Genomic DNA, 22,603 nt, shown 5'->3' with positions numbered 1-22,603 from the left:
TAAGATGGTTGCTTAAGTAAGGGCTTTCTGCCCCGTTTAATCGTTGTGGAAGCGGCCAAATAGTTGCTTTGGCCATTGTGTAAAAGCCTAATTTCATTACTTTTGTAATGCTTGGGTTACTCGTTAATAATGCTTAGTTAAAATCATCCCAATGGGTAAACTCAACAAATCCGCGTCTTCTGATGGCAGTCAGAAGACGTTCTTTTTACCTCATTTTTCTTTTTATGCAACTGCTGATTTTTTCATATTTGACATTTTAAGGTTAACAAATCTTTTATCCGGAAATGACGATTTTCTTGACGCCGTTGACCGTTTCTATCCGATAGTTCAGGTTGAAAAAGCTTAATATTTCGAGCGCTTCCGAGGCTTTGACATTCCGGTATACTTCGCCCCATAATTTGAACTCGGGTTTGTTTCCTTCGAATTCGACTTCCACGTCGTACCAGCGTGAAAGCTGCCGCATAATGGACTCGATATTTGAATCGTTAAAACTGAACATCCCGTTTTTCCAAGCAATGGCATCCGCTACGGACACGTCATGCACCGTTAGGCGGCGTTGATCGCCAATAGATGCCTGTTGGCCGGGTTTGAGTACAACGGATCGTGTTTCGCTTTTTTCCGAAACTTTAACGGATCCTTCGACCAGTGTCGTTCTCACCACAGGTTCATTCGGATAGCTATTGACGTTGAAATGTGTTCCTAAAACCTCGATGACCTGCTTGCCGGTGATCACTTTGAAAGGTCTGTTTGCATCCCGGGCCACTTCAAAATAGGCCTCGCCCGTCAGTTCAACGATCCGTTCGTCTCCTGAATTATTGGCTGAGAATCTGATTGCCGACTCTGCGTTAAGCCAGACCTGCGACCCGTCTGGCAGCGTAAGCTGGCATTGCCCGCCGCGAGGTGTGGTGATGCGGTGGAACTCGTTTGCGCGAACTTCTGAGGGTGGACCATCGGACCGCCGATAAACCAATTCGCCGTCGGCATTTTTATAGACAATGTTATTTCCTTCTTGTGCGATCTTTCCCACGGGCTTGTCATCCAGAAGGATAGCCGTACCATCTGCCAATGTCAATAGCGCCCGGTTTCCTCCCGGCAGGATATCGTTTTCGTCTATAACAGCTAACGGAGCATCTTCCAGTTTATTAAAAAACCGCGGTTGGACAATCCAGACGCCAATGCCGATAATGACAATGGCCGCAGCAGCATGATACCTCAGATTTACAAAGCGTCGCCGGGCGGAAGGTTGCGGCAGTTCTTTTTTGATGGCCGCAATGTCTGCCTCGATTTCCGCTGCTGGTATGTCGTGGGGCGCTTCGGAGTGCTGCCTGTTGTACCAGTCCTCCACGATGGCGCGTTCAGCGTCTGTGCATTCATCTGCCAAGTAACGCTCCAGAAGTTTTTTAATATCCTTTTTATCCATACGAATTGGGTATTCCCCACTTACATAGGAGGTAGTCAGCTAACTCGGACGCTGGGTGTAGAAAAAAATTAAAAAAGTGTGTTGCTTATTAAAAAAGGAGGAGGCTACACAACGATAAAAGCGGACCCAGCTTAACGCGGAGTACTTTCAACGCATTGTTGACCTGTTTCTTTACGGTGGCTTCCGAAATATGGAGTTGTTCGGCGATTTCCCGGTGGGAAAGGTTTTGTTGGCGGCTCATACAGAAAATTTCGCGCATTTTGCGCGGCAATAGGTTGACTTCCCGTTCTATCAATTGCTTGAGTTCCGTTTCCCGAACCCGGTGATCCGGCGCCGCCCGTTCAATCTCCGCTGTGTTTCTTAAGGTATCCAGATAAGCTGTTTTCAGCTTCTTACGTGCAAAGTGGTTGATTATTTTATAGCGTACAGCGGCATAAAGGTATTTTGATAATTCAATCTCCTCGTCCAACGAAGCCCGGTTATTCCAGAAGGCGGTAAATAGTTCTTGGATAATATCTCTTGCATCTTCACGGTCTGCTAACTTTCTGCGGGCATGCACGTAAAGCAAAGCGGCATATCTATTGTAAATTTCCGTATACGCGCCGTGGTTGTTGGCAGCAACCAAACTGAGCAATTCGCTATCGGTATACGATTTGTAAGACGACATGATTGGTGAGTAGCAATAGCAACGCCAAAAGTAATCTATAACTGGTACAGTAAGGTTAACAAATTATTTAATTTCAATCAACTTTGTGATCAAAATCACCATTCATTAACAGTCAAATCTAACGATTAATTCAATACCGACCAAAAGGCAATGCCGGTTTGATTATAAATGAGTATGGCAAAGAAGGTGACTACCAATCATGCTTGGCAATAATAACACAGATATACGATTGGTAGGGGCTGCCGGACGGCGCGCGGACAAAGCCGATGCCGACATCGTTAAGCGAAGCATTCCACTCGTCCATGCCCAGAAGATGGGCGCGGTGGCGGAACCCGGGCGAATTTTTACCGGCAATTAATGCTTTAATGCCGTCTACGGCTGTCGGGTGGTTGGCGCCGATGGACTCAAAATTGTTGGTTTCTTTGTGCTTTAGCCAGTCGGGATTAAGCGTATATCCCGCCTGATTTATATGGTAATTGGGGCCGAAGCCATCGGGGTCGGTATGGTCGAAATACTCGCGCTGTGCCATATCCAAGGCTCTTGCCTCAGCTACCTTAGCCAAGGTGCTGTTCCAGCGAAGGGGTGTTCTTGAAATACCATTAAGACTGGTTAGGCCAAGTTCATGCTGGAAAGCCTCCGGGCGCTGACGGATGTCATTGAGCAGCGCAAAGGCTGTTTTTGCTTCGCTGCGGTCTACGCGGGGGCGAACTACTGAATCGTTGCGGACTGAAAAGCAGGAGAAGAAAGTAAATGCGGTGAAAAACAGAAACAATTTCATGGGCGTGTTTGCCATGATGCAGCAAGGATTATGCCGCTTTTTTGAATCTCTCCTTTACGACCTCAAATATAATGGGAAGCACGGAAAGGAATATAATCAGCAATACCACTTTGGAAAAATTGTCCCTTATGATGGGGATGTTGCCGAGGAAATAACCCGCAAGGGTGATGCCCACTACCCACAGGATGGCGCCTACGATATTGTAGGTCAGAAAAGTCCCGTAATGCATGCGCCCGATTCCTCCAACGAAGGGGGCAAGGGTGCGGACGATGGGCACGAAACGGGCAATAACGATGGTTTTACTGCCGTATTTAGCGTAAAACGATTGTGTCTTTTCAATTTGCTCGTCTTTTACGAGCTGCTTGCCGAAGAGCTTGAATCTGGTGATCCGCATCCCGAAGTGTTTCCCGATGGTATAATTCAGGGAGTCTCCTGTAATTGCTGCGATCAATAAGAGAAGTATCATCAACCAAACGTTCAGATCATTGGGTTGCGCCGCAAGCATTCCGGCAGCGAACAGCAAGGAATCGCCCGGGAGAAAGGGCATTACCACGACACCGGTTTCAACAAAAATAATCAGGAACAGAATAAGGTATGTCCACGTTTTGTAGTCGTTGACAATCTCGACCAAGTGACGGTCGATGTGGAGGATAAAATCGATTACCGACGCGATCAGTTCCAATGCCGTTATCCCAGATTATTTAACATGACGGGCATTACGAGCATCAGGATATCCTCATTTTCTTCCTTAACGGCAGGCAACAGCAATCCGGCACGGTTCGGTGTGCTCATTTCGATAACTACTTCTTCGCTGTCAAGGTTGTTGAGCATTTCGACAAGGAATTTGGCGTTGAAGCCGATTTCCATGTCTTCGCCCTCAAATTGACAGCTCAGCCGCTCGTGTGCTTCGTTGGAGAAATCGAGGTCTTCGGCCGAGATATTCAGTTCACTGCCCGATATCCTAAGCCGTACCTGATGGGTGGTTTTGTTTGCAAAGATGACCACGCGCCGCAAGGAGCTGAGGAACGTTTGGCGGTCAAGCGTCAGCTTGTTGGGATTTACCTGAGGAATTACCGCCTCATAGTCGGGGTACCGTTCATCAATCAGTCGGCAAATCAAATGGATACTGCCGAATTTGAAAAACGCATTGGTACTATTGTATTCCATGGAAACGGCGACATCTTCCGTTGGAAGCGACGATTTCAGTAGCGATAAAGCCTTCTTCGGCAGAATGAGCGATGTTGGTTTCGAACTGCCGATATCCGTGCGGCGGTAGCGCACCAGTTTATGCGCATCGGTGGCAACGAAGGTGACCGACTGCTCGGCCAGTTGTACCAGTACGCCAGCCATAGCCGGGCGTAGCTCGTCGTTGCTGACAGCGAAGATGGTTTTGTTAATGGCTTCGGCCAGTACCGAGGCGGGGATGTTTACGGTAGACGCATTGTCTACTACGGGAATCTTCGGGAAATCGTCTGCGTTTTCTCCGCTCAGCTTATATTTGCCATCCCCTGCACTGATTTCCACCGCGAGCGTTTGGGTGTCCACCGAGAACGCTACCGGCTGGTCGGGCAGGGTTTTTAGTGTTTCAATCAATATTTTAGACGGCATCGCAACGCGCCCCTCTTCCTTGGCTTCTATTGGCAGGGAGGTAACCATGCTGGTCTGCAGATCCGTGGCTGAAATGGTAAGTACATTGTCTTTGATCTCAAACAGGAAGTTTTCCAGTATGGGAAGCACGGTGCTGCTACTTGAGGCTCCGCTGATGGCCTGCAACTGCTTTAATAATATCGAAGTAGAAACAATGAATCTCATGGCTGAACATTATCACGTGCAATGATAAGGAAAAGATTTGGTATTCGGGAAATGTGATTGCGATTTGATGGTCTAAACAATCCGGGCGCAACGTTGTTATAAGATGTAGAATCAATAAGTTGATGTTATGCAGAAGGGTCATCAAACAGACAGAGAGGGAAATCTTCAGGCAGAAGATAACTACGAGGCACATCAGCACGATCCGGCTCCCGCACCTGAGGCGATAAAAGAGCGTAATGATCGGCCGGCAAGCACCACTATCTGGATTGCCATTACGATAGCGGTGGTGATACTGGGTATTATTTACTTAATATATATCTTTTAGGCTGCGGACGCATAATTCGCAGTAAATGGTGTACCTTTGCCGGATGCGCATTATGGCCTTTGACTACGGCACCAAGCGGGTCGGCATTGCAGTGACTGATCCGTTACAGCTCATTGCCACAGCGCTGGATACCGTGCACGCCAAAGACGCGCTGGATTATGTGGCGGAATACTTGACGCGGGAAACCGTGGTAACATTTGTGGTGGGGCTGCCGAAACAACTAGACGGTACGCCCTCGGAGTCTGTCCAGCATGTGAAAGGGTTTGTCAGAGCCTTGCGCCGGATGTTTCCAAGCATTCCTGTAGAAACCGTGGACGAACGTTTTACTTCGAAGATGGCTGCGGCAAGTATTGCGCAAAGCGGCGGCACGAAAAGGAAGCGACAGGCCAAGGGACTTGTTGACAGTGTATCGGCGGTGCTCATCCTGCAATCGTACCTGGAAAAGCGCGCATTTCAGCGGTAAACTTTCTACCTTTGCCTGATAAATAAACGCCATGCGCAACATCCGCTTTTTTTCAGAGGATACGGATTTCCAACCTAAGCAAAAGGGTGCCATCAGGCAATGGATCAGCGAATCCGCGATGGCTGAAGGCTTCCGCACAGGGGAGATAAATATCGTTTTCTGCAGTGACACCTACTTACTGGACATCAACCGTCAGTACCTCAATCATGACACGTTTACTGATATCGTCACCTTTGATGCCAGCGAACATGAAGGGGTTATCGCAGGAGACATTTTCATCAGCATCGATCGCATACGGGAAAATGCGGGCAAATTCGGAGTTCCAGAACGCGATGAACTGCATCGGGTAATTATCCACGGCATCCTTCACCTGTGTGGCTACCGCGACAAAAAGAAGGCGGAGAAAGCACAGATGACCGAGAAGGAGGACTTCTACCTGATCAAGCGCGATTTTTAACCGGAATGTTATCTAGTCGGGCCTGTGCCCTGTACATCGGGGGCACCTTGTTTCCTTTTTAAAAGAAACGCGCTAATCAATGATATGATAACACCTAACGGAAATATCTCCATGAACGTACTGAGCATTACAAAAAGCGGGTTTTTGTACATTTGAGCGAATTCCCGTAAGGATTGCGCTTTCGCTTCTACGTCGCTTGGCGCACAATGCCTGAGGGCGTACGCTGTATATTTGTCAATAAAATCGGGATAAAAAAACAGGTAATAGGCAAAAAGCCACACTACGAGGTATATCGTGGACGCGATCAACGAAATCAAGACACCTGTGCCTAAGGCTTTCTTAAACGATATTGCCCCACCCAATTGGTTGTTGCGGTAGCTCCGGATGCCGAAGAAGATGGGAGAAAGCAGGACGACCAATACGATATAACCCAAGAAGTCGTTGCCTTTGACATCCGGGTTTTTGTAAAAAAGGAAATCAACCATGTAAATCATCCCCCCGGATAACGGAATGCCGATTACCGAGCCGAAGATCAAAGCTGTTTTTTTCATAACTATTAGTTTTTCGTTTCTTTTCCGGTGACGAAAGTAGCGGCAATAGGCGGGAAATCATTCATACTTTAGTACCAAAATGAAAGTCTCAGGCAAGGATTCGCAATCGTTTTGCTTTATCGGCGGCTTGTGTGCGGCTTTTTACGTCCATTTTGATGAATAAATTGGAAACATGGGTTTTCACGGTACTGACGGATAGAAACAACCGATCGGCGATATCCGCGTTACTGTATCCTTTTGCCAGGAGTTGGAGCACCTCATATTCACGGGCTGTTAAATCCAGTTTTTGTAACGCGTTTTCATCGATTGTAGATGTTTCTGGTTGGGGAAGGTAAACCTCTTTCTCGATAACCACTTGCTTGATCTTCGGTTTGGTTAGCTGCATGGCTATCCAGATGCCCATCAGGGTAAAGAACACAGCAACCACCCCGACATAAATGTCTAATGAGTTTTGTACAATTAAATATTTCCACTGCAACCATTTCAGTGCAAACACTAAAAAAGCCAACGTTGCCCCATAGAGGAAGAGGGACTTACTTTTGGATGGAATCAGCTTGTTAAAAAATGCCATAGCCTGGTGTTTTAAGAACGCTGCATTCAAATTTACCAATTTCGGCTAAATGCGGGGCCGGACGATAAGAGGAATTGTGACCGATGGGGTTCGGGGGGAAAGAGAGCGGCTTAACGGACTACCGATAACCCGTTAAGCCGACGTTAGTTTGAAGCATTGTCACGACCCGCGGGCCGGTATTGAGTTTTGGCTTTACGGTTTTAGAACCGTTCGAACTGGGAAAAAAAGAAGTTGCTCTCAATTTCTGCGTTCTCGTCCGAATCTGACCCGTGGATGGCGTTTGCATCGATGGATTTCGCATATTTATTGCGTATGGTTCCAGCTTCGGCCTTTGCCGGATCGGTGGCCCCGATAAGCTTCCGGAATTCCTCAACGGCGTTTTCCTTTTCGAGGATGGCGGCGACGATGGGGCCGGAAGTCATGAAGTCTACCAGCTCACCGTAGAAGGGGCGCTCTTTGTGTACGGCATAAAATGCCCCGGCGGTTTCCCGGCTCAGGCGAATGTACTTCATCGCCACGAGCTTAAACCCCCCTGCAATGATATCGTTCAGAATCGCACCGGTGTGGCCATTGCGCACCGCATCGGGCTTGATCATGGTGAAAGTTTTCGTTGTTGTAGTTGCCATTAAAAAAATTTTTGCAAACTTAGGTATATTGCATTGCTTATGCAAGATGCCGATAGACAGGTCGTCTTGAAAATATGATTATATTTACACCATGAACACAGGTAATTTGTATCGGCTGGCGGTAATGGGGCTGGCGCTGTTTTTTATTGTGAACCCCTGCTTAGCACAACGCGCAGCATCGGCGGAGGACGAACTTGCTGCCATTATGGCTCGCCATCAAGCCATAGGCTTATCAGTTGCCGTGGTAAAAGGCGGCGACATCATCTATAGCCATTCCTTTGGGTGGAAAGATCGGGAGCGAAGTGAGCCGCTCAGAGCAGGCGACGTTTTCCGCATAGCCTCGATATCCAAGTCCTTTGTGGCCACGGGCATCATGCAGCTGGTAGATGCGGGAAAACTTTCGCTGGACGATGATGTGAGTCACCTTATCGGTTTCCGTGTGCGTAATCCTGCCTATCCGGATTCGGTGATTACATTGCGGATGATCCTTTCGCACCGATCCAGTATCAGCGACAAAAACGGTTATTTTACGCTGGATGCGCTCAACCCGGAAAAGGACGCCGGATGGGCCAAAGCGTACAACGATTATGCCCCCGGGACGGACTATCAGTACTGTAACCTCAACTTTAACCTGGCAGGGGCCATTTTGGAGAAGCATTCCGGCCAGCGGTTTGATCGGTATATCCAGCGGCACATTCTTGAACCTTTGGGGTTGTATGGCGGTTATAACGTAGACGCTTTGGACAGTACACGGTTTGCCACGCTTTATACCTATGACAGTAAAACAGACCGCTTTACCCCGTCTCCGGCGGCGTATCAATCGCGTGCTGAAGCTTTGAAGGCCTATACGCCGGGTTATAGTACACCGCTGTTTTCGCCAACGGGCGGAATGAAAATGCCGGTGAACGATCTGGCGCGATACATGATCATGCATATGCATTACGGACAAGCCCAGGGCGTCCGCATCCTGTCTGAAGAAAGCAGCCGCGCGATGCAAACGGCACTGACCCCGAAGTCGGGTTATGGATTGGCGTTGCGCACCTTAAACAACCTTATTCGGGGCAAGGCACTTACCGGGCACGAAGGCGTTGCTTATGGTTTGTACAGTGCGATGTATTTCCAGCCCGATGAGCAGTTTGGCATTGTAGCGATTACCAACGGCTGTAATACAGGGTTTACGGATGATGTGATTAACGACTTTCTCCACGCCGTATACAACTGCTTGTACCGGAACTTCTTGCTATAGGATTTTATGTGTACCTTTGCAAGGTATGGGCTATAATTTACAGGTGACCATCGATAAGGACTCCGGATTCTGCTTCGGAGTGGTCTATGCCATCGATATGGCCGAGGAAATCCTCGAACAGGATGGCTACCTGTATTGCCTGGGAGACATCGTGCACAACGACGAGGAAGTGGCTCGACTGAAAGCCAAGGGTCTGCGCATTATTGGCCACGACCAGCTGCCTGCGCTGAAAAACGAGAAAGTGCTCATCCGCGCACATGGCGAAGCCCCGGATACCTACCGCATAGCGCTGGAGAATAATATTACGCTTATTGACGCGTCCTGCCCCGTGGTGCTCAAATTGCAGAACCGGGTGAAGACTTCATACGACCAGCAGGAGAAAATATTCATTTATGGTAAGCATGGCCACGCGGAAGTCATCGGGCTGCAAGGGCAGACCAATGGCGAGGCCGTTGTTTTCCAGGATATTGCCGAGCTGGACGGGGTGGAACTGCCGAATAGCTTCACGCTGTACAGTCAGACCACCAAGAGCGTGGATAAGTTTTATGCGATTAAGGACGAACTGCTCAGCCGGGGTTATGACGTGAAGGCGAACGACACCATCTGCCGGCAGGTGTCTAACCGGTATGAAGATTTGGGTGCCTTTGCTGTACGCTTTGACAAAGTTGTTTTCGTTTCAGGAAAGAAATCGTCCAACGGGAGGGTGCTGTATGATGTATGTCTTCGCAGCAATCCCAACAGCTATTTTGTGTCCGACCCTTCAGAGCTGCGGCGTGAAAACTTCCGTCCGGGCGAGACGGTGGGCGTGTGCGGAGCGACGTCAACACCGATGTGGCTGATGGAACAGGTGAAAGCCACGTTGGAAGGGTTTTAATTTCGGGTCATCTAAGCATCAAATTATCACCGTTTTACGGATACCCCCTAATAAATCCGTATCTTTGCTGTCCATGAGTAAAGCGAAGAAGGGCGTATTGTTAATCAACCTTGGCACACCGGATAGTCCCGCTGTGCCGGACGTTAAGCGTTATCTTATCGAGTTTTTGATGGATGGGCGGGTCATTGATATCCCGGCTTGGCGGCGGGCGCTGCTGGTGAGGGGGATTATTGTTCCGTTTCGGGCACCGAACTCGGCAAAAGTGTATCAGGCTATCTGGGACAGCCAGACCGGATCGCCTTTACTCTATTACAGCAGGATGCAGCGGCAACTGCTTCAGGAACGCTTAGGCGATAGCTACCATGTGGAATTGGCCATGCGGTACCAGAACCCATCCATACCGGCGGCCTTAGCAAACTTGAAGAAGAAGAACGTAGACAGCATCCGCATCATTCCCCTGTTTCCGCAGTATGCCTCAGCCACAACAGGATCCGTGATAGAAAAGGTTATGGAGGTTATGCGCGGCTGGCAGACTTTCCCCGAGCTATCGGTAGTTAACGAATTTTATGATAACGAGCTGATGGTGGAGGTGTTTGCGGAAAACGCGGAAAAACACCGGCCCGAAACCTACGATCATTTCCTGTTCAGCTACCATGGCCTTCCGGTAAGGCAATTGCTTGATGTGGACGGCACCGGTAAGCATGTTTGTGACCAAGCAGGGTGCCGCGAGCGGATAGACGAAACCAATAAATTCTGCTATGTGGCACAGTGCTATGCGACGACCCGGAGCATCGCTGGACGTCTGGGTCTGAAAGCGGACGATTATACGGTATGTTTCCAATCGCGTTTGGGTAAAACGCCGTGGATACAGCCCTATACTAGCGATGTGCTCAAGGATGTGGCCGCCCGGGGCAAGAAACGGCTACTGGTATTTAGTCCAGCGTTTGTAGCAGACTGCTTGGAGACTATTTACGAGATTGGCACAGAATATGCAACTGAGTTTAAGGAGTTTGGAGGAGAAACGGTGCAACTGGTAGAAAGCCTCAATGACCACGCCAAATGGATTATAGCCTTGGAACAGATGGCCCGCGGGGAGCTGACAGGATGGCCGACAAGTGAAAGATTGACGTTATAAGATGATTATTTTCAATACCTTTATATTACTCGTAATAGACTTTTATATTTACAAAGCATTACGGGCTTCATCGTTGAAGTGGCCGAAGACTACCTTGTTTTCACGGCTATGGTGGACATACAGCTTTGCCTTGGCCGGGGCGATGCTGCTGAGCATTTACATCAGTATGCCGTTAATGGTGCGGTCCATTATTCTCGTGGCATTTTTCTTGACATTTACCGCAAAATTTATTTACCTGTTGATTTTACTGGCAGATGACATCCGGCGGGGCGGGATATGGTTGAAAAGGTTGGTTTTTCCGAAGCCTAAACAAGCGGAAACGGCGAAGGAACCGCTGCCGGAGCGCCCCGTGAATGGCATTACACGGTCGGAGTTTTTGACCAAGGCGGGTATTCTCGTTGCTTCCGTTCCCATTGCTCCGATGGGTTGGGGCGTGATTTCCGGTGCATATGATTACCAAGTGCGCCGCCAAAAACTTTATCTGCCGAACTTGCCGAAGGAATTTCACGGCATGAAGATCGGGCAGCTGTCGGATATCCACTCCGGCAGTTTTTACAACAAGCGTGCGGTGTTGGGGGGCGTGGAGTTGTTGCTGTCGGAGAAGCCGGACGTGGTCTTCTTTACGGGCGACCTGGTGAACCACCTCGCTAAGGAGATGCGTGATTACCAGGATATTTTTTCCAAGGTGCAGGCGCCGTTGGGCGTTTACTCCGTATTGGGCAACCACGATTATGGCGATTATCACTTCGGCCCAGAGGCCTCTGCGGCGAAAGCAAAGAACTTACAGGATTTGAAAGACACCCATAAGGTAATGGGCTGGGATCTGTTGCTCAATGAAAACCGTAGGCTCCGGGTTAGCAATGAGGAAATCGGTATCATTGGCGTAGAGAACTGGGGTACCGGGCGGTTTCCAAAACATGGGAGGCTGGATCAGGCGCTCCAAGGCAGCGAGGAGCTGCCGGTAAAGCTATTGCTGTCGCACGACCCTTCACATTGGCGGGCCGAAGTGCTGTCGCGGCCGGATGTGGATGCGATGTTCGCGGGGCATACCCATGGCATGCAGTTTGGCGTGCGCGTAGGTAATATCAAATGGAGCCCGGCTCAGTATATTTATAAAGAATGGGCTGGACTGTATCGGGAAGGCGAACAGCAGCTTTACGTCAATACCGGCTTTGGTTTTCTCGGTTATCCAGGACGTGTGGGCATCCTGCCGGAAATTACCGTGTTTGAATTGATACGGGGTGAAAAGCCGAAGCGGGGCAACGCTTAACCGTTTGATGGCTATTCGCTCCTGTTCCAATAAATTTTTAGGTTGTGGGTGGCGCGTCCTGCGGCGATAATATCCAGTTTCCCGTCGCCATCCAGATCGGCCACCGCCAAATCTTCGCATGCCATATCGCCGATATCCACCGCGAGCGTTGTCCACGCTTCCCATAACGCATTGAACGGAACATATAGTTTGATGCCGACGTGGCCGGAGCCATTAGGATTACGCCACCCTGCTACAACTTGATCCCGGCCAAGCCCGTTAAAGTCAGCGACAGCCAAGGCGTGGCCTTCATTTAGCGCATCATCCAGTACTACCCGTTCTGCCCGGTTGATTTTGGGGACGCCTGTGCGTGGAACATATATAGTAAGTGTCTGCCCGTGCAGCGGTTCGATGGCTGCCAATACCGGCGTATTATTGCCGGCACTTCCTACATGGACTTCACTGAACCCGTCGCCTTTTATTAACCAGCGGCCGCCGTGTGTTTGCCACTTGCCCTTGGAAAAAGAATAGGCCTTTACCCCTTCCTTACCCGCAATATAGATGTATTCGTTCTGTCCGTCGTCATGTACATCGAGGTTGTGCGTGAGGTGCATGGATTCATCGATGACCCAATATGGCCACGGGCGGTGCGGATCGTCGGGCTTTTCGTAAGCGATTACTTTTGCGCCCTTGCCTTCGCCATCCTTGTTGCCCCGGCCATGGAGCGGTAACACAACGAGATGGTATTTCCCTTCTGCAGCTTTTGCCCAGCGCATGCGGTGAACAGTGGGCTCGTGATGCAGCTTGACAGGAGTCCATCGCTGGGTGGGGTCGGCCGGACGAATGAGGTAATGGACGGATCCGGACCGCGTGGTATCAGTGGTTTCTTCGGGATTCCACTGGGCGCCAACCGCCACCTCCACCTGTCCATCGCCGTCAATATCACGGGCAGCAATGCACACATTATCATGTTCGGTGAGGTTTTCCGCTAGGATGAACTTCTTCCAGTCGCCGTTGCGGTACCATGCGAACTGCTTTTTGTCGGCCAACAGGATATCGGGACGGCCATCGCCGTCGACGTCGCCGATAGCCAGGCCATAGCCGATGGATATCTGGTCATCTATCAGCTGCTGTTCAAATGAAGGATATGGTTGATGTGTATACAACAGCAGGGTAAACCCTAAAAGAAGCTCGCTCATATCTGTTTGGTTTTTCTTACAACAACGATACCCCTTGCTTGGTTTGGATGTCGGCCCGGCCTTATTCACGGGCTGGGTTGGCACGAGCGTATGCCGGAGCGCTGTGGCGCCGGAACGGGAAACTTTCTAATCGCTTGTGGAAGCTCAACCTGTATCGGCGGGACATGCAGGGTGGCGGGTTGTCAATGCCACGGCCTATTTACAGAGCCGATATGTCCGGAAAAACACGACTTTTGCCAATAATTCTTAATTTTGCGAGATTGGGAACGCAGTTCAATGAATGCGATTTTATTTGGTTGAACGGGATTAAGTAGTATTTTTATGGATTGGCGTAACACTTTAACCGCATTTCATACCATGAAGCAAGCACCGTTTATTGTTGTTTGTTGCCTGTTTTTTGCAATAGATGGACATACCCAGGATTTATCTGCGTTTCATTCCGGACAATTGGTTCATCGGGGAGATACCTTACCGTACAGGATATTGTATCCCGAAGGTTATGATCCTAAAGGGACGTATCCGGTGTTATTTTTCCTGCACGGTGCAGGGGAACGCGGAAACGACAATGCCAAGCAACTGACCCATGGGGCGTCGCTTTTCTTGTCAGACAGTATACGCACCGCCTTTCCGGCCATCGTGGTTTTTCCGCAATGTCCTCTGGATTCTTACTGGAGCAATGTGAACATTGAGCGGCAGCCTGATGGAAAGCGGGAGTTTTATTTCCGCACAAGTGGAAGGCCAACCGAAGGAATGGCTTTGTTCCTGCGACTGGTGAAGCATGTGTTGAAAAGTGAGGCGGTGGACAAGGAACGGGTATACATTGGCGGGCTGTCTATGGGTGCCATGGGGACTTTTGAAGCCTTGCGGCGCAAGCGAAAATTGTTTGCAGCCGGATTTGCTATCTGCGGGGGCGACAACACTGCCAATGTAAAAAAATACGCGCACGTGCCGTTATGGATATTCCACGGTGAACGTGACGATGTTGTTCCGTCGACACATTCTCATGTGATTGTTTCTGAATTAAGGAGGTTAGGTGCGAAACCCCAAGCCACCTTTTATCCTGAGGCCAACCATAATAGTTGGGATGCTGCATTTGCAGAACCCGGATTGCTGTCTTGGCTGTTTAGCCACACAAAGAAATAAAAGCGGGTGTAACAGTTGGCCGGCCATCGGGTCTAATAATTTATAAAACTGTTCTGCATGTCGGTCAAGATATCCAACCGGGAAAATGTGAAGCTGTCGCTGCAATCGATAAGCAGCAACAAGCTGCGCACGTTTTTGACTGCATTGATTATCGCTATCGGCATCACGGCACTGGTGGGCATCTTGACTTCCATTGACGCCATCAAAAATTCGCTTGCTGAATCTTTTTCGGCAATGGGTTCCAACTCCTTTAATATTCGGAACCGGGGCGTGAACGTACAGATTGGCGGGAGCGGAACACGGCCGAAACAATATCCGGCGATAACTTATTATCAGGCGAAAGCGTTCAAAGACGCGTTTGATCATCCAGCGTTGGTATCGGTAAGCACTTACGCTTCGTTTGGCGCCACGGCAAAATATAAGAGTGAACAGACTAATCCCAATATCAATGTGCTGGGGGCTGACGAGAATTACCTGGAAACAGCGGGGTACAAGCTGTCGCTTGGCCGGAACTTTTCGCAACGGGAGATTGAGTACGGCAGCAACGTGGTAATTGTGGGCTCTGAGGTAGTAAGACGGTTGTTCAAAAGCAACGAGGATCCGATAAACCAGTTCATTACCATTGGAAATGCGCGCTATGCTATTATCGGCGTATTGGAAGACAAGGGTTCCAGTGCCGGATTCGGCGGTGATAAGGCTTGCATTATTCCGTTGTTGCGGGCTCGGGCAGTGATGGCTCTGGGCCGACCTTCCTATACCATTACTGTGATGGCTAGCGGCCCACAGCAGGTAGAGGCTGCTATTGGTGAGGCCACGGCGCTGTTCCGTAATGTGCGCGGATTGCGGGTGGGGCAGGAGTCGAACTTTGAGATTACCAAGAGTGATGCCGTTGCTCAGATCCTGTTCGACAGTCTGATGTACGTGCGGGTTGGGGCGGTGGTTATCGCTCTGATTACACTTATAGGGGCGTCCATCGGCTTGATGAACATTATGCTGGTATCGGTGACGGAGCGCACTCGCGAAATAGGTATCCGGAAAGCCATCGGGGCGACACCCAAGGTAATCCGGCAGCAATTTCTTACCGAAGCGGTTGTCATTTGCCTGATAGGAGGCTTTGCCGGTATATTTTTAGGTATACTCATCGGCAATATTGTTGCAGTGTTGCTGGGTGCGAGTTTCATAATTCCTTGGCATTGGATGGCCTTAGGCGTGGCCGTATGCGTGGGGGTAGGTATGGTGTCTGGCTATTATCCTGCATCCAAAGCTTCCCGGCTTGATCCAGTGGAGGCGCTACGCTACGAATAGGCATCGGCTGCCGCGGTTACCGGTATTTCTCTTTCTCCGGGGGCAGTTTTGGCGGGCATGTCCAAGCCTGCCGTTGTCGCACTTTACGGTGCGAGGTGCCGCTTCAGAAACTGCGCCGTATGGGTGTTTGATGTACGGGCCATGTCTTCAGGAGTGCCTTCAAAAACCAGCGCGCCACCCTTTTCGCCACCTTCCGGGCCGATGTCAATAATCCAGTCGGCACTTTTGATCATATCCATATTATGTTCGATGACAAGAATGGTATTGCCCTGTGCGATAAGCGCATCGAATGACTTGAGCAGCTTTTTGATATCATGGAAGTGCAGCCCTGTGGTCGGTTCGTCAAAGATGAACAGTGTATTTTTGCTGTTATTGCCTTTGATGAGGAAGGAGGCGAGTTTGATACGCTGGGCTTCGCCGCCGGACAGCGTGCTGGATGACTGCCCTAACTTCACATATCCGAGGCCCACATCGGCCAAGGGCTGGAGCTTAGCCAGTATCTTAGGTTGTTCGGCAAAAAACGCCAAGGCCTCCTCAACGCTGAGGTCAAGCACGTCAGCTACATTTTTTTCATTCCAAGTGATATCAAGCACATGCGGTTTGAAGCGCTTGCCGCCGCATGCTTCGCAGGGAAGCACGATATCTGCCATGAACTGCATTTCGATTTTAACATCGCCTTCCCCCTGGCACACATCGCAGCGGCCGCCTTCTACGTTGAACGAAAAAGCGGCTGGTTTGAGGCCCGCTGCTTTGGCCGCCGACTGGGAGCTATACAAGGCGCGTATTTCGTCCCAGGCTTTCACATAAGTCACGGGATTGGAACGCGAAGACCGGCCAATAGGATTCTGGTCTACCAGTTCAACCTGTTCAACACGTTCAATATCACCCTCGATACCATCGTATAGGCCTGTACGTTCGCCGGAGTAGTTGCCCAGTGCTTTTTGCAGGGCAGGATATAAGATACGCTTCACGAGGGACGTTTTACCTGAGCCAGACACGCCAGTTACAACGGTAAAGACATTAAGCGGGAAGGCCACGTCAATACCCTTCAGGTTGTTTTCGCGGGCACCTTTGATCCGGATGGTATCATGCCATTTGCGGCGGGCCGAAGGTACAGGGATTTGATCTTTGCCACTGAGATATCTTCCGGTAAGGCTATGGTCGTCTCGCAGGATTTCGTTGTAGGTGCCACTGAATACTAACCGGCCACCGTTAACGCCCGCTTCCGGCCCGATGTCGATGAGATAATCTGCCGCTTGCATCATCTCCTGTTCATGTTCCACGACCAATACGGTGTTGCCCACGTCGCGCAGCGATTTAAGCACGCCGATGAGGCGCTGGGTATCACGGGGGTGCAGGCCGATGCTGGGCTCATCGAGCACATAAATAGAACCCACGAGCGAACTGCCCAGCGAGGTGGCCAGGTTGATGCGCTGCGACTCGCCGCCAGAGAGTGTGTTTGATAAGCGGTTCAGCGTAAGGTAACTTAACCCTACATCGGTAAGGAATTGCAGGCGGTTGCGGATCTCGGTAAGCAGGCGTTGTGCGATTTTGGCCTCAGTTTCCGAGAGTTCAAGGTGTTCGAAAAACGTCAACGCGGCATCGAGGGGCATCAGCACCACATCTGCGATGGACTTGCCGTTTATTTTTACATAAGTTGCATCTTTACGCAGGCGCGTACCTTTGCACTCAGGGCAGTCTGTCTTGCCGCGGTAGCGCGACAACATTACCCGATATTGGATTTTATAAGTTTGTTCTTCAAGCTCTTCGAAAAACTTGTTCAGTCCGTCGAAATAGCGGTTGCCCGTCCAGAGCAGTTCTTTTTGTTCCGGTGTAAGGTCGGCATAGGCACGGTGGATGGGAAAATCAAACTTGATGGAGTTGCGCACAAGGCGTTGCAGCCATTCTCCCATTTTTTCGCCGCGCCAGGGGGCGATTGCCCCGTCGTATACCGATCGGCTCTTATCAGGGATGACCAGATCAGGGTCGATGCCGATGATGCGGCCGTATCCTTCACAGCGTTTGCAGGCGCCGTAAGGGTTATTAAAGCTGAAGAAGTTTGGCGAGGGTTCTTCAAAGGAGATGCCGTCCAGTTCAAAGCGGTCGGAGAATACGCGCGTGGACCCGTTTTCTTCCACGTAGCAGTCGCCTTTGCCTTCGAAAAAGGCCGTTTGCACGGAATCGGCTATGCGGTTGGCCGTATCCTCTTGGCCATCTACCGTGATGCGGTCGATCACAATCCGTAGGTCGCCCGTTCTGGCCGTGCGGTTATTGACAGCGTCATCGCCCAGCAGGGATTCAATTTTCTGTATGGAGCCGTTGTATACGACACGCACGAAGCCCTTTTGGAGGAGGATAGCCAATTCTTCTTTCAGTTTACGGTTGTTGCTGGGATGCAGCGGTGCACTGATGGTAGTCACGGTACCCTCCTCCAGTGCGGTTATGAAAGCCGTTACCGAAGTGACAGTATCCTTCTTTACTTGAGCCCCCGACACGGGTGAGTACGTTTTGCCGATGCGGGCATAGAGCAATTTCAGGTAATCGTAAATTTCAGTGGAAGTGCCTACCGTTGAGCGCGGGTTACTGGTAATAACCCGTTGTTCGATGGCGATGGCCGGCGCTATTCCTTTAATATAGTCTACCTCTGGCTTGCTCATCCTGCCCATAAACTGTCGGGCATAGGAAGACAGGCTTTCCACGTAACGGCGCTGGCCCTCGGCATAAAGTGTATCAAAAGCGAGCGAGGATTTCCCTGAGCCCGAAAGACCGGTAATGACGACGAGCTTATTTTTGGGGATGGCGACGTCCACACGTTTCAGGTTGTGTACGTGCGCGCCTTTGATGATGATATGGGTTTTTGGATCGAGCGTTGCGATAGCTGTATTCATACGGGAATTACCAGTCCGCGGCCTACCACGCGGAAGCATGCAAAAATAAGGATAATTTTTTTAGTATCCAATGGCAGGCCGGTCTGCTGGCGTCATTGGCCCAATACTTCCACTACCGGCTGACCGATGTTGCCGTTCGGTTCTTCGATGCGCAGCAGCGCCGCCACGGTGGAAGCGATATCGGTCATGTGCGTTTCGCGGTTTGTTGCCCCATGTTTTATACCCCATCCCATCCATACCAGGGGGATATGTGCATCGTAAGAGGCCCAGGTGCCATGTGTGGTACCGCGTGACCGGGGCGATCCACTATACCACTGTGGTTCCAAGATAATCTGTATGCATCCGCTACGTTTTGGGTTATACCCATTGGCAATCCGTTCGCGTATGCGGGCAGGAATGCTGGACGATCCGGCTTTTTCCATGTCAGTTACGAAAGCCACACCTTCCTGGGTACGCAGGAATCTGATAGCAGTTTCTTTGATGTCTTCCTCGTCTAAACCGTTGGCTTCAACCACTTCATAATCAAGGTGCACCTGGTAATTCATCAAGCTACGCACGATTTTCTCCTGGCCAAACCGATCGGCAAGCAGTGCGTTAAGGCCCGTGAGCGCGTTACGTTCGTCAAAATAACCTGCGTTGCCCCGTTTGTCCATGAAGAACAGCGGATTATGGGACGCGCCGTGGTCAGCGGTAAGAAACAGTGTGTATTGGCCTTTACCCACGGTTTCATCCAGGTAGTTCAGGAACTCTTCCAGTTCTGCATCCAGCCGGAGGTAAGTGTCTTCGATTTCGATGGCGTTTACCGAAAATTGGTGACCGATGTAGTCCGTTGAAGAGAGGCTCATGCATAGGAAGTCGGTAAATCCGCCCGGGTTGCGGCCCAACTGTTCGTTGGCGATGGCGGCTCTGGCCAGATCCAAGGTAAGCGTATTGCCGAACGGTGTGGTGCGTATAAGGCCGAGGCCGTTATCTTTTACCAGTGCGCTGAGCTTTTTGGGAAACACGGGTGCTTCCTCACCCCGATAGGTCGCCTCGTAATGATTGTCGTCTTCAATACTTTGGGTATAGGTCTCAATGGGATACAGTGTGGTCCAGTCTTGCTGGAGGTATTTTTCCGCCAGCTTCTGCGCATTGAACTGTTTTACCCACTCTGGCAGTTCGTTCATGTAAAACGTGCTGGAGATCCAGTTGCCTGACTTTCCTTCAAACCAGTATGCTGCATCGGCAAAATGCCCCGCCGGCAGGATTCCGCCACGGTCTTTGATGGCGATGCCGATTACCTTGGAGCGGAAATTGGTGGCCAATTTGAGCTGGTCGGTGATGGTGGACGTTAACAGGTTACGAGGTGATTGCTTACCCTCGTTTCCGTCGGTACCAACACCCTGTACATGATCGTCTTGCGTGCAATACATCCGCTGGCCGGTTTGCTGTATGATGAAGTCGTTGCCGGCGATGCCATGTATCGCTGGCACACTGCCGGTGTATACCGTGCTGTGCCCGATGGCGGTGTAGGTGGGCACGTAATCGATATAAGTATTTTCACAGGAAAACCCTTCGTTTAGCAACCGTTTGAACCCTCCCTCGCCATAACGGTCATAGAAGCGATATAGATAATCCCACCGCATTTGATCTACCATGATGCCCACCACCAGCTTGGGCCTCGGGATGGATTGTTGGCTAAATGCAGGAGCAGAGAACAGGCCTATCGCTAAAACCGCTAAAAATAACTTCTTCAATTTCATGCTTAATCTATGAGAATGGATGCTGAAGCATGTCTCATTCAGCGCGGCTAAGTTAACAAATCCGTTTGCGAAAGCGAAACATTGTCGTAACAAGCACGTTGCATGATTGGTGAGCGCGATGGATGGTGGCAGCGACGTTGCTGCCCAGCGCTTGCGCTTAATAAACGGTTAGCCTGCCAGGCTATCCGTTTTGCGGCTAACGGCCATTTTCCGGGCCGTGTGTACAATGGTCGCGCTATCGTATCCGCAGAGAGCCCACAATTCCTGCTGTTCGCCATGTTCGACTATTTCGTCCGGTATACCGAGGCGCACAACGGAAGCCTGATAGCCCTTATCGGCCATAAATTCGAGCACTGCACTTCCCATACCGCCTTGGATACAGCCATCTTCGACGGTAATAATTTTCTTGAATTTACCGAACACCTCGTGCAGGAGTGGTTCGTCCAGCGGCTTCACAAACCGTAAATCGTAATGGGCAGGGAATATGCCTTCTTCGTTAAGGGTGATGCAGGCTTTGATGGCCTCGTTGCCGATGTGGCCAATGCTAAGGATGGCCAGTTCCTCGCCGTCACATATTTTACGGCCCTTACCCACAGGGATGGGCTTAAGCGGCCGTTTCCAATCAGGCATTACCCCCTGTCCTCGCGGATAGCGGATAACAAAGGGCCCCACGCCTTCCTGCTGGGCTGTATACATCAAGTTGCGCAACTCTTCTTCGTTCATGGGCGCTGACACCGTGAGGTTGGGGATGCAGCGCATGTAAGCCAGATCATACGCGCCGTGATGTGTTGGGCCGTCTGCTCCGGCGATTCCCGCACGGTCCAGGCAAAACACAACCTGGAGGTTCTGTATGGCCACATCGTGTATCACCTGGTCATAGGCTCGCTGCATGAAGCTGGAATAGATATTACAGAATGGTACCATGCCCTGCGTGGCCAGTCCGGCGGAAAACGTTACGGCATGTTGCTCGGCAATGCCGACGTCAAATGCCCTGTTGGGCATGGCTTTCATCATGATGTTCATGGAAGAGCCGGAAGGCATGGCCGGAGTGATGCCCATGATCTTATTGTTCATTTCGGCCAACTCCACCAGCGTGTGGCCGAAGACATCCTGATATTTTGGGGCTACGGGCTTGTCTGTTTTGGATTTTTTTATCTCTCCGGTGATTTTGTCGAACAGTCCGGGAGCGTGCCACGTGGTCTGGTCCTTTTCGGCGAGTGCATAACCCTTGCCCTTCACCGTAATGCAATGCAGTAGTTTCGGGCCAGGAATGCCGCGCAAGTCGTCCAGCGTATTTACCAGCCGTTTCACGTCATGTCCATCCACGGGTCCGAAATACCGGAAGTTGAGCGATTCAAACAGGTTACTGTTTTTGAGCAGCGTGCCCTTGATGCTCTTTTCGATTTTTTTGGCGATGCCTAAGGCATCGGGCCCTATTTCGGATATTTTGGCGAGCACATGGGCAATGTCGTCCCGAAACCGGTTCCACGATCGTGACGTAGTGATGCTGGTGAGGTATTCCTTGAGCGCCCCCACGTTTGGGTCTATGGACATGCAGTTGTCGTTGAGGATGACCAGGAGGTTGGACTTTTCGATGCCTGCATGATTAAGGGCTTCGAAAGCCATGCCTGCTGTCATGGCGCCGTCGCCGATAACGGCCACGTGTTGGCGATCCGTTTCGCCCTTGTAATGGGAAGCCACGGCCATGCCGAGCGCGGCGGAGATGGAAGTGGAGGAATGGCCTACGCCAAAGGTGTCGTATTCGCTTTCGCTACGTTTGGGGAATCCGCTGATTCCGCCCAACACACGGTTGGTATGGAAGACCTCCCGCCGGCCGGTGAGGATTTTATGTCCATAGGCCTGATGGCCCACGTCCCATACCAGTTGGTCGTAGGGTGTATTAAGCACATAATGCAGAGCCACTGTGAGTTCCACTACCCCAAGACTGGCTGCGAAATGCCCGCCGTGCACCGAAACGGTATCAATGATGTACTGGCGCAATTCATCGCATAACTTGACCAATTCGGCTTGGCCAAGCCTTTTTAGATCAGCAGGCGTCTGTATGTGCTTGAGTAGTTCTCCGGCTTCAATCTCCATAATGTCCCGGTTTTCCAAATTGGTACAAAGTAAGTAATATTTCAGCAAAAACAAG

21 protein-coding genes are annotated in these 22,603 nt (G+C 50.5%); 9 read left to right on the top strand and 12 right to left on the bottom strand.

The window, feature by feature from the left end:
• Positions 1 to 274 precede the first annotated feature (274 nt).
• The 5 genes from BM030_RS04970 to dnaN all read right to left on the bottom strand — a co-directional run bounded on the left by BM030_RS04970 (position 275) and on the right by dnaN (position 4,677).
• On the bottom strand, positions 275 to 1,420 hold the full coding sequence (locus tag BM030_RS04970) for a FecR family protein (protein WP_090971800.1): 1,146 nt from the start codon (positions 1,418 to 1,420) through the stop codon (positions 275 to 277).
• A gap of 88 nt (positions 1,421 to 1,508) precedes the next feature.
• Complete coding sequence (locus BM030_RS04965; protein WP_090971798.1) at positions 1,509 to 2,087, bottom strand: RNA polymerase sigma factor; 579 nt, start codon at positions 2,085 to 2,087, stop codon at positions 1,509 to 1,511.
• 190 nt (positions 2,088 to 2,277) lie between these two features.
• A complete protein-coding gene (locus BM030_RS04960) occupies positions 2,278 to 2,880 on the bottom strand; it encodes a CAP domain-containing protein (protein WP_244518689.1) in 603 nt (200 codons plus the stop codon).
• Positions 2,881 to 2,893: 13 nt separating this feature from the next.
• A complete protein-coding gene (locus BM030_RS04955; protein ID WP_090971796.1) occupies positions 2,894 to 3,547 on the bottom strand; it encodes a DedA family protein in 654 nt (217 codons plus the stop codon).
• Positions 3,548 to 3,552: 5 nt separating this feature from the next.
• Positions 3,553 to 4,677, bottom strand: coding sequence for a DNA polymerase III subunit beta (dnaN, locus tag BM030_RS04950; protein ID WP_090971794.1), 1,125 nt, complete (start codon positions 4,675 to 4,677; stop codon positions 3,553 to 3,555).
• A gap of 127 nt (positions 4,678 to 4,804) precedes the next feature.
• Here dnaN and BM030_RS04945 point away from each other — a divergent pair, with 127 nt between their 5' ends.
• Genes BM030_RS04945 through ybeY form a run of 3 tightly spaced genes read left to right on the top strand, consistent with a single transcriptional unit; the run spans position 4,805 to position 5,922 of the window.
• Positions 4,805 to 5,002 carry a hypothetical protein gene (locus BM030_RS04945; protein ID WP_090971792.1) on the top strand — a complete coding sequence of 66 codons (198 nt, stop codon included), beginning with the start codon at positions 4,805 to 4,807 and terminating at the stop codon, positions 5,000 to 5,002.
• A gap of 25 nt (positions 5,003 to 5,027) precedes the next feature.
• Positions 5,028 to 5,465, top strand: coding sequence for a Holliday junction resolvase RuvX (ruvX, locus tag BM030_RS04940; protein WP_244518687.1), 438 nt, complete (start codon positions 5,028 to 5,030; stop codon positions 5,463 to 5,465).
• A gap of 31 nt (positions 5,466 to 5,496) precedes the next feature.
• Complete coding sequence (gene ybeY / locus BM030_RS04935; RefSeq protein ID WP_090971788.1) at positions 5,497 to 5,922, top strand: rRNA maturation RNase YbeY; 426 nt, start codon at positions 5,497 to 5,499, stop codon at positions 5,920 to 5,922.
• An 8-nt stretch (positions 5,923 to 5,930) separates the two neighbouring features.
• On the opposite strand, the gene BM030_RS04930 is transcribed toward ybeY, so the two are convergent.
• The 3 genes from BM030_RS04930 to BM030_RS04920 all read right to left on the bottom strand — a co-directional run bounded on the left by BM030_RS04930 (position 5,931) and on the right by BM030_RS04920 (position 7,670).
• Positions 5,931 to 6,473: a DUF4199 domain-containing protein gene (locus BM030_RS04930; protein ID WP_090971786.1), complete on the bottom strand. Its 543-nt coding sequence runs from the start codon at positions 6,471 to 6,473 to the stop codon at positions 5,931 to 5,933.
• Between the two features lie 88 nt (positions 6,474 to 6,561).
• Positions 6,562 to 7,044: a response regulator transcription factor gene (locus BM030_RS20405; RefSeq protein ID WP_090972207.1), complete on the bottom strand. Its 483-nt coding sequence runs from the start codon at positions 7,042 to 7,044 to the stop codon at positions 6,562 to 6,564.
• A gap of 200 nt (positions 7,045 to 7,244) precedes the next feature.
• Positions 7,245 to 7,670 carry a nucleoside-diphosphate kinase gene (locus BM030_RS04920; RefSeq protein WP_090971784.1) on the bottom strand — a complete coding sequence of 142 codons (426 nt, stop codon included), beginning with the start codon at positions 7,668 to 7,670 and terminating at the stop codon, positions 7,245 to 7,247.
• A gap of 91 nt (positions 7,671 to 7,761) precedes the next feature.
• Between BM030_RS04920 and BM030_RS04915 the strand changes: the two genes are divergently transcribed.
• The 4 genes from BM030_RS04915 (at position 7,762) to BM030_RS04900 (ending at position 12,195) form a co-directional block, all read left to right on the top strand.
• Positions 7,762 to 8,916 carry a serine hydrolase domain-containing protein gene (locus tag BM030_RS04915; RefSeq protein ID WP_244518684.1) on the top strand — a complete coding sequence of 385 codons (1,155 nt, stop codon included), beginning with the start codon at positions 7,762 to 7,764 and terminating at the stop codon, positions 8,914 to 8,916.
• 25 nt (positions 8,917 to 8,941) lie between these two features.
• The gene (locus BM030_RS04910; protein ID WP_090971782.1) at positions 8,942 to 9,790 is read left to right on the top strand and encodes a 4-hydroxy-3-methylbut-2-enyl diphosphate reductase; all 849 of its coding nucleotides are present in this window, start codon (positions 8,942 to 8,944) and stop codon (positions 9,788 to 9,790) included.
• A 73-nt stretch (positions 9,791 to 9,863) separates the two neighbouring features.
• Entirely contained in the window at positions 9,864 to 10,925 is a 1,062-nt protein-coding gene (gene hemH / locus BM030_RS04905) for a ferrochelatase (protein WP_090971780.1), read from the top strand.
• A gap of 1 nt (position 10,926) precedes the next feature.
• Positions 10,927 to 12,195: a metallophosphoesterase gene (locus BM030_RS04900; protein WP_090971778.1), complete on the top strand. Its 1,269-nt coding sequence runs from the start codon at positions 10,927 to 10,929 to the stop codon at positions 12,193 to 12,195.
• An 11-nt stretch (positions 12,196 to 12,206) separates the two neighbouring features.
• On the opposite strand, the gene BM030_RS04895 is transcribed toward BM030_RS04900, so the two are convergent.
• Positions 12,207 to 13,373 (bottom strand): FG-GAP repeat domain-containing protein, encoded by a 1,167-nt coding sequence (locus BM030_RS04895; RefSeq protein ID WP_090971776.1) that lies wholly within the window; start codon positions 13,371 to 13,373, stop codon positions 12,207 to 12,209.
• A 357-nt stretch (positions 13,374 to 13,730) separates the two neighbouring features.
• On the opposite strand from BM030_RS04895, the gene BM030_RS04885 reads away from it, so the two are divergent.
• Together BM030_RS04885 and BM030_RS04880 are read left to right on the top strand one after the other, a co-directional pair.
• Positions 13,731 to 14,516: a carboxylesterase family protein gene (locus BM030_RS04885; RefSeq protein WP_090972203.1), complete on the top strand. Its 786-nt coding sequence runs from the start codon at positions 13,731 to 13,733 to the stop codon at positions 14,514 to 14,516.
• Between the two features lie 57 nt (positions 14,517 to 14,573).
• Entirely contained in the window at positions 14,574 to 15,821 is a 1,248-nt protein-coding gene (locus BM030_RS04880) for an ABC transporter permease (RefSeq protein WP_090971772.1), read from the top strand.
• 83 nt (positions 15,822 to 15,904) lie between these two features.
• On the opposite strand, the gene uvrA is transcribed toward BM030_RS04880, so the two are convergent.
• From uvrA to dxs, 3 genes are all read right to left on the bottom strand, one after another.
• Positions 15,905 to 18,709 (bottom strand): excinuclease ABC subunit UvrA, encoded by a 2,805-nt coding sequence (gene uvrA, locus BM030_RS04875; RefSeq protein ID WP_090972201.1) that lies wholly within the window; start codon positions 18,707 to 18,709, stop codon positions 15,905 to 15,907.
• A 92-nt stretch (positions 18,710 to 18,801) separates the two neighbouring features.
• Positions 18,802 to 20,451, bottom strand: coding sequence for an alkaline phosphatase PafA (gene pafA, locus BM030_RS04870; RefSeq protein WP_090971770.1), 1,650 nt, complete (start codon positions 20,449 to 20,451; stop codon positions 18,802 to 18,804).
• A 168-nt stretch (positions 20,452 to 20,619) separates the two neighbouring features.
• Positions 20,620 to 22,548, bottom strand: coding sequence for a 1-deoxy-D-xylulose-5-phosphate synthase (gene dxs, locus BM030_RS04865; protein ID WP_090972199.1), 1,929 nt, complete (start codon positions 22,546 to 22,548; stop codon positions 20,620 to 20,622).
• Positions 22,549 to 22,603: the final 55 nt, after the last annotated feature.

It is taken from the genome of Parapedobacter composti (genome assembly GCF_900112315.1).
GTDB classification, from domain to species: Bacteria; Bacteroidota; Bacteroidia; order Sphingobacteriales; family Sphingobacteriaceae; genus Parapedobacter; species Parapedobacter composti.
The sequence above is the reverse complement of the archived record's forward strand: the minus strand, read 5'-3'. Positions and strand labels throughout refer to the sequence as shown.

Bases quoted from the DNA above. Each gene is read 5' to 3' on its own strand.
- BM030_RS04970 (WP_090971800.1), bottom strand. From the start codon at position 1,420: ATGGATAAAAAGGATATTAAAAAACTTCTGGAGCGTTACTTGGCAGAT.
- BM030_RS04965 (WP_090971798.1), bottom strand. From the start codon at position 2,087: ATGTCGTCTTACAAATCGTATACCGATAGCGAATTGCTCAGTTTGGTT.
- BM030_RS04960 (WP_244518689.1), bottom strand. From the start codon at position 2,880: ATGGCAAACACGCCCATGAAATTGTTTCTGTTTTTCACCGCATTTACT.
- dnaN (WP_090971794.1), bottom strand. From the start codon at position 4,677: ATGAGATTCATTGTTTCTACTTCGATATTATTAAAGCAGTTGCAGGCC.
- BM030_RS04945 (WP_090971792.1), top strand. From the start codon at position 4,805: ATGCAGAAGGGTCATCAAACAGACAGAGAGGGAAATCTTCAGGCAGAA.
- ruvX (WP_244518687.1), top strand. From the start codon at position 5,028: ATGGTGTACCTTTGCCGGATGCGCATTATGGCCTTTGACTACGGCACC.
- ybeY (WP_090971788.1), top strand. From the start codon at position 5,497: ATGCGCAACATCCGCTTTTTTTCAGAGGATACGGATTTCCAACCTAAG.
- BM030_RS04930 (WP_090971786.1), bottom strand. From the start codon at position 6,473: ATGAAAAAAACAGCTTTGATCTTCGGCTCGGTAATCGGCATTCCGTTA.
- BM030_RS20405 (WP_090972207.1), bottom strand. From the start codon at position 7,044: ATGGCATTTTTTAACAAGCTGATTCCATCCAAAAGTAAGTCCCTCTTC.
- BM030_RS04920 (WP_090971784.1), bottom strand. From the start codon at position 7,670: ATGGCAACTACAACAACGAAAACTTTCACCATGATCAAGCCCGATGCG.
- BM030_RS04915 (WP_244518684.1), top strand. From the start codon at position 7,762: ATGAACACAGGTAATTTGTATCGGCTGGCGGTAATGGGGCTGGCGCTG.
- BM030_RS04910 (WP_090971782.1), top strand. From the start codon at position 8,942: ATGGGCTATAATTTACAGGTGACCATCGATAAGGACTCCGGATTCTGC.
- hemH (WP_090971780.1), top strand. From the start codon at position 9,864: ATGAGTAAAGCGAAGAAGGGCGTATTGTTAATCAACCTTGGCACACCG.
- BM030_RS04900 (WP_090971778.1), top strand. From the start codon at position 10,927: ATGATTATTTTCAATACCTTTATATTACTCGTAATAGACTTTTATATT.
- BM030_RS04895 (WP_090971776.1), bottom strand. From the start codon at position 13,373: ATGAGCGAGCTTCTTTTAGGGTTTACCCTGCTGTTGTATACACATCAA.
- BM030_RS04885 (WP_090972203.1), top strand. From the start codon at position 13,731: ATGAAGCAAGCACCGTTTATTGTTGTTTGTTGCCTGTTTTTTGCAATA.
- BM030_RS04880 (WP_090971772.1), top strand. From the start codon at position 14,574: ATGTCGGTCAAGATATCCAACCGGGAAAATGTGAAGCTGTCGCTGCAA.
- uvrA (WP_090972201.1), bottom strand. From the start codon at position 18,709: ATGAATACAGCTATCGCAACGCTCGATCCAAAAACCCATATCATCATC.
- pafA (WP_090971770.1), bottom strand. From the start codon at position 20,451: ATGAAATTGAAGAAGTTATTTTTAGCGGTTTTAGCGATAGGCCTGTTC.
- dxs (WP_090972199.1), bottom strand. From the start codon at position 22,548: ATGGAGATTGAAGCCGGAGAACTACTCAAGCACATACAGACGCCTGCT.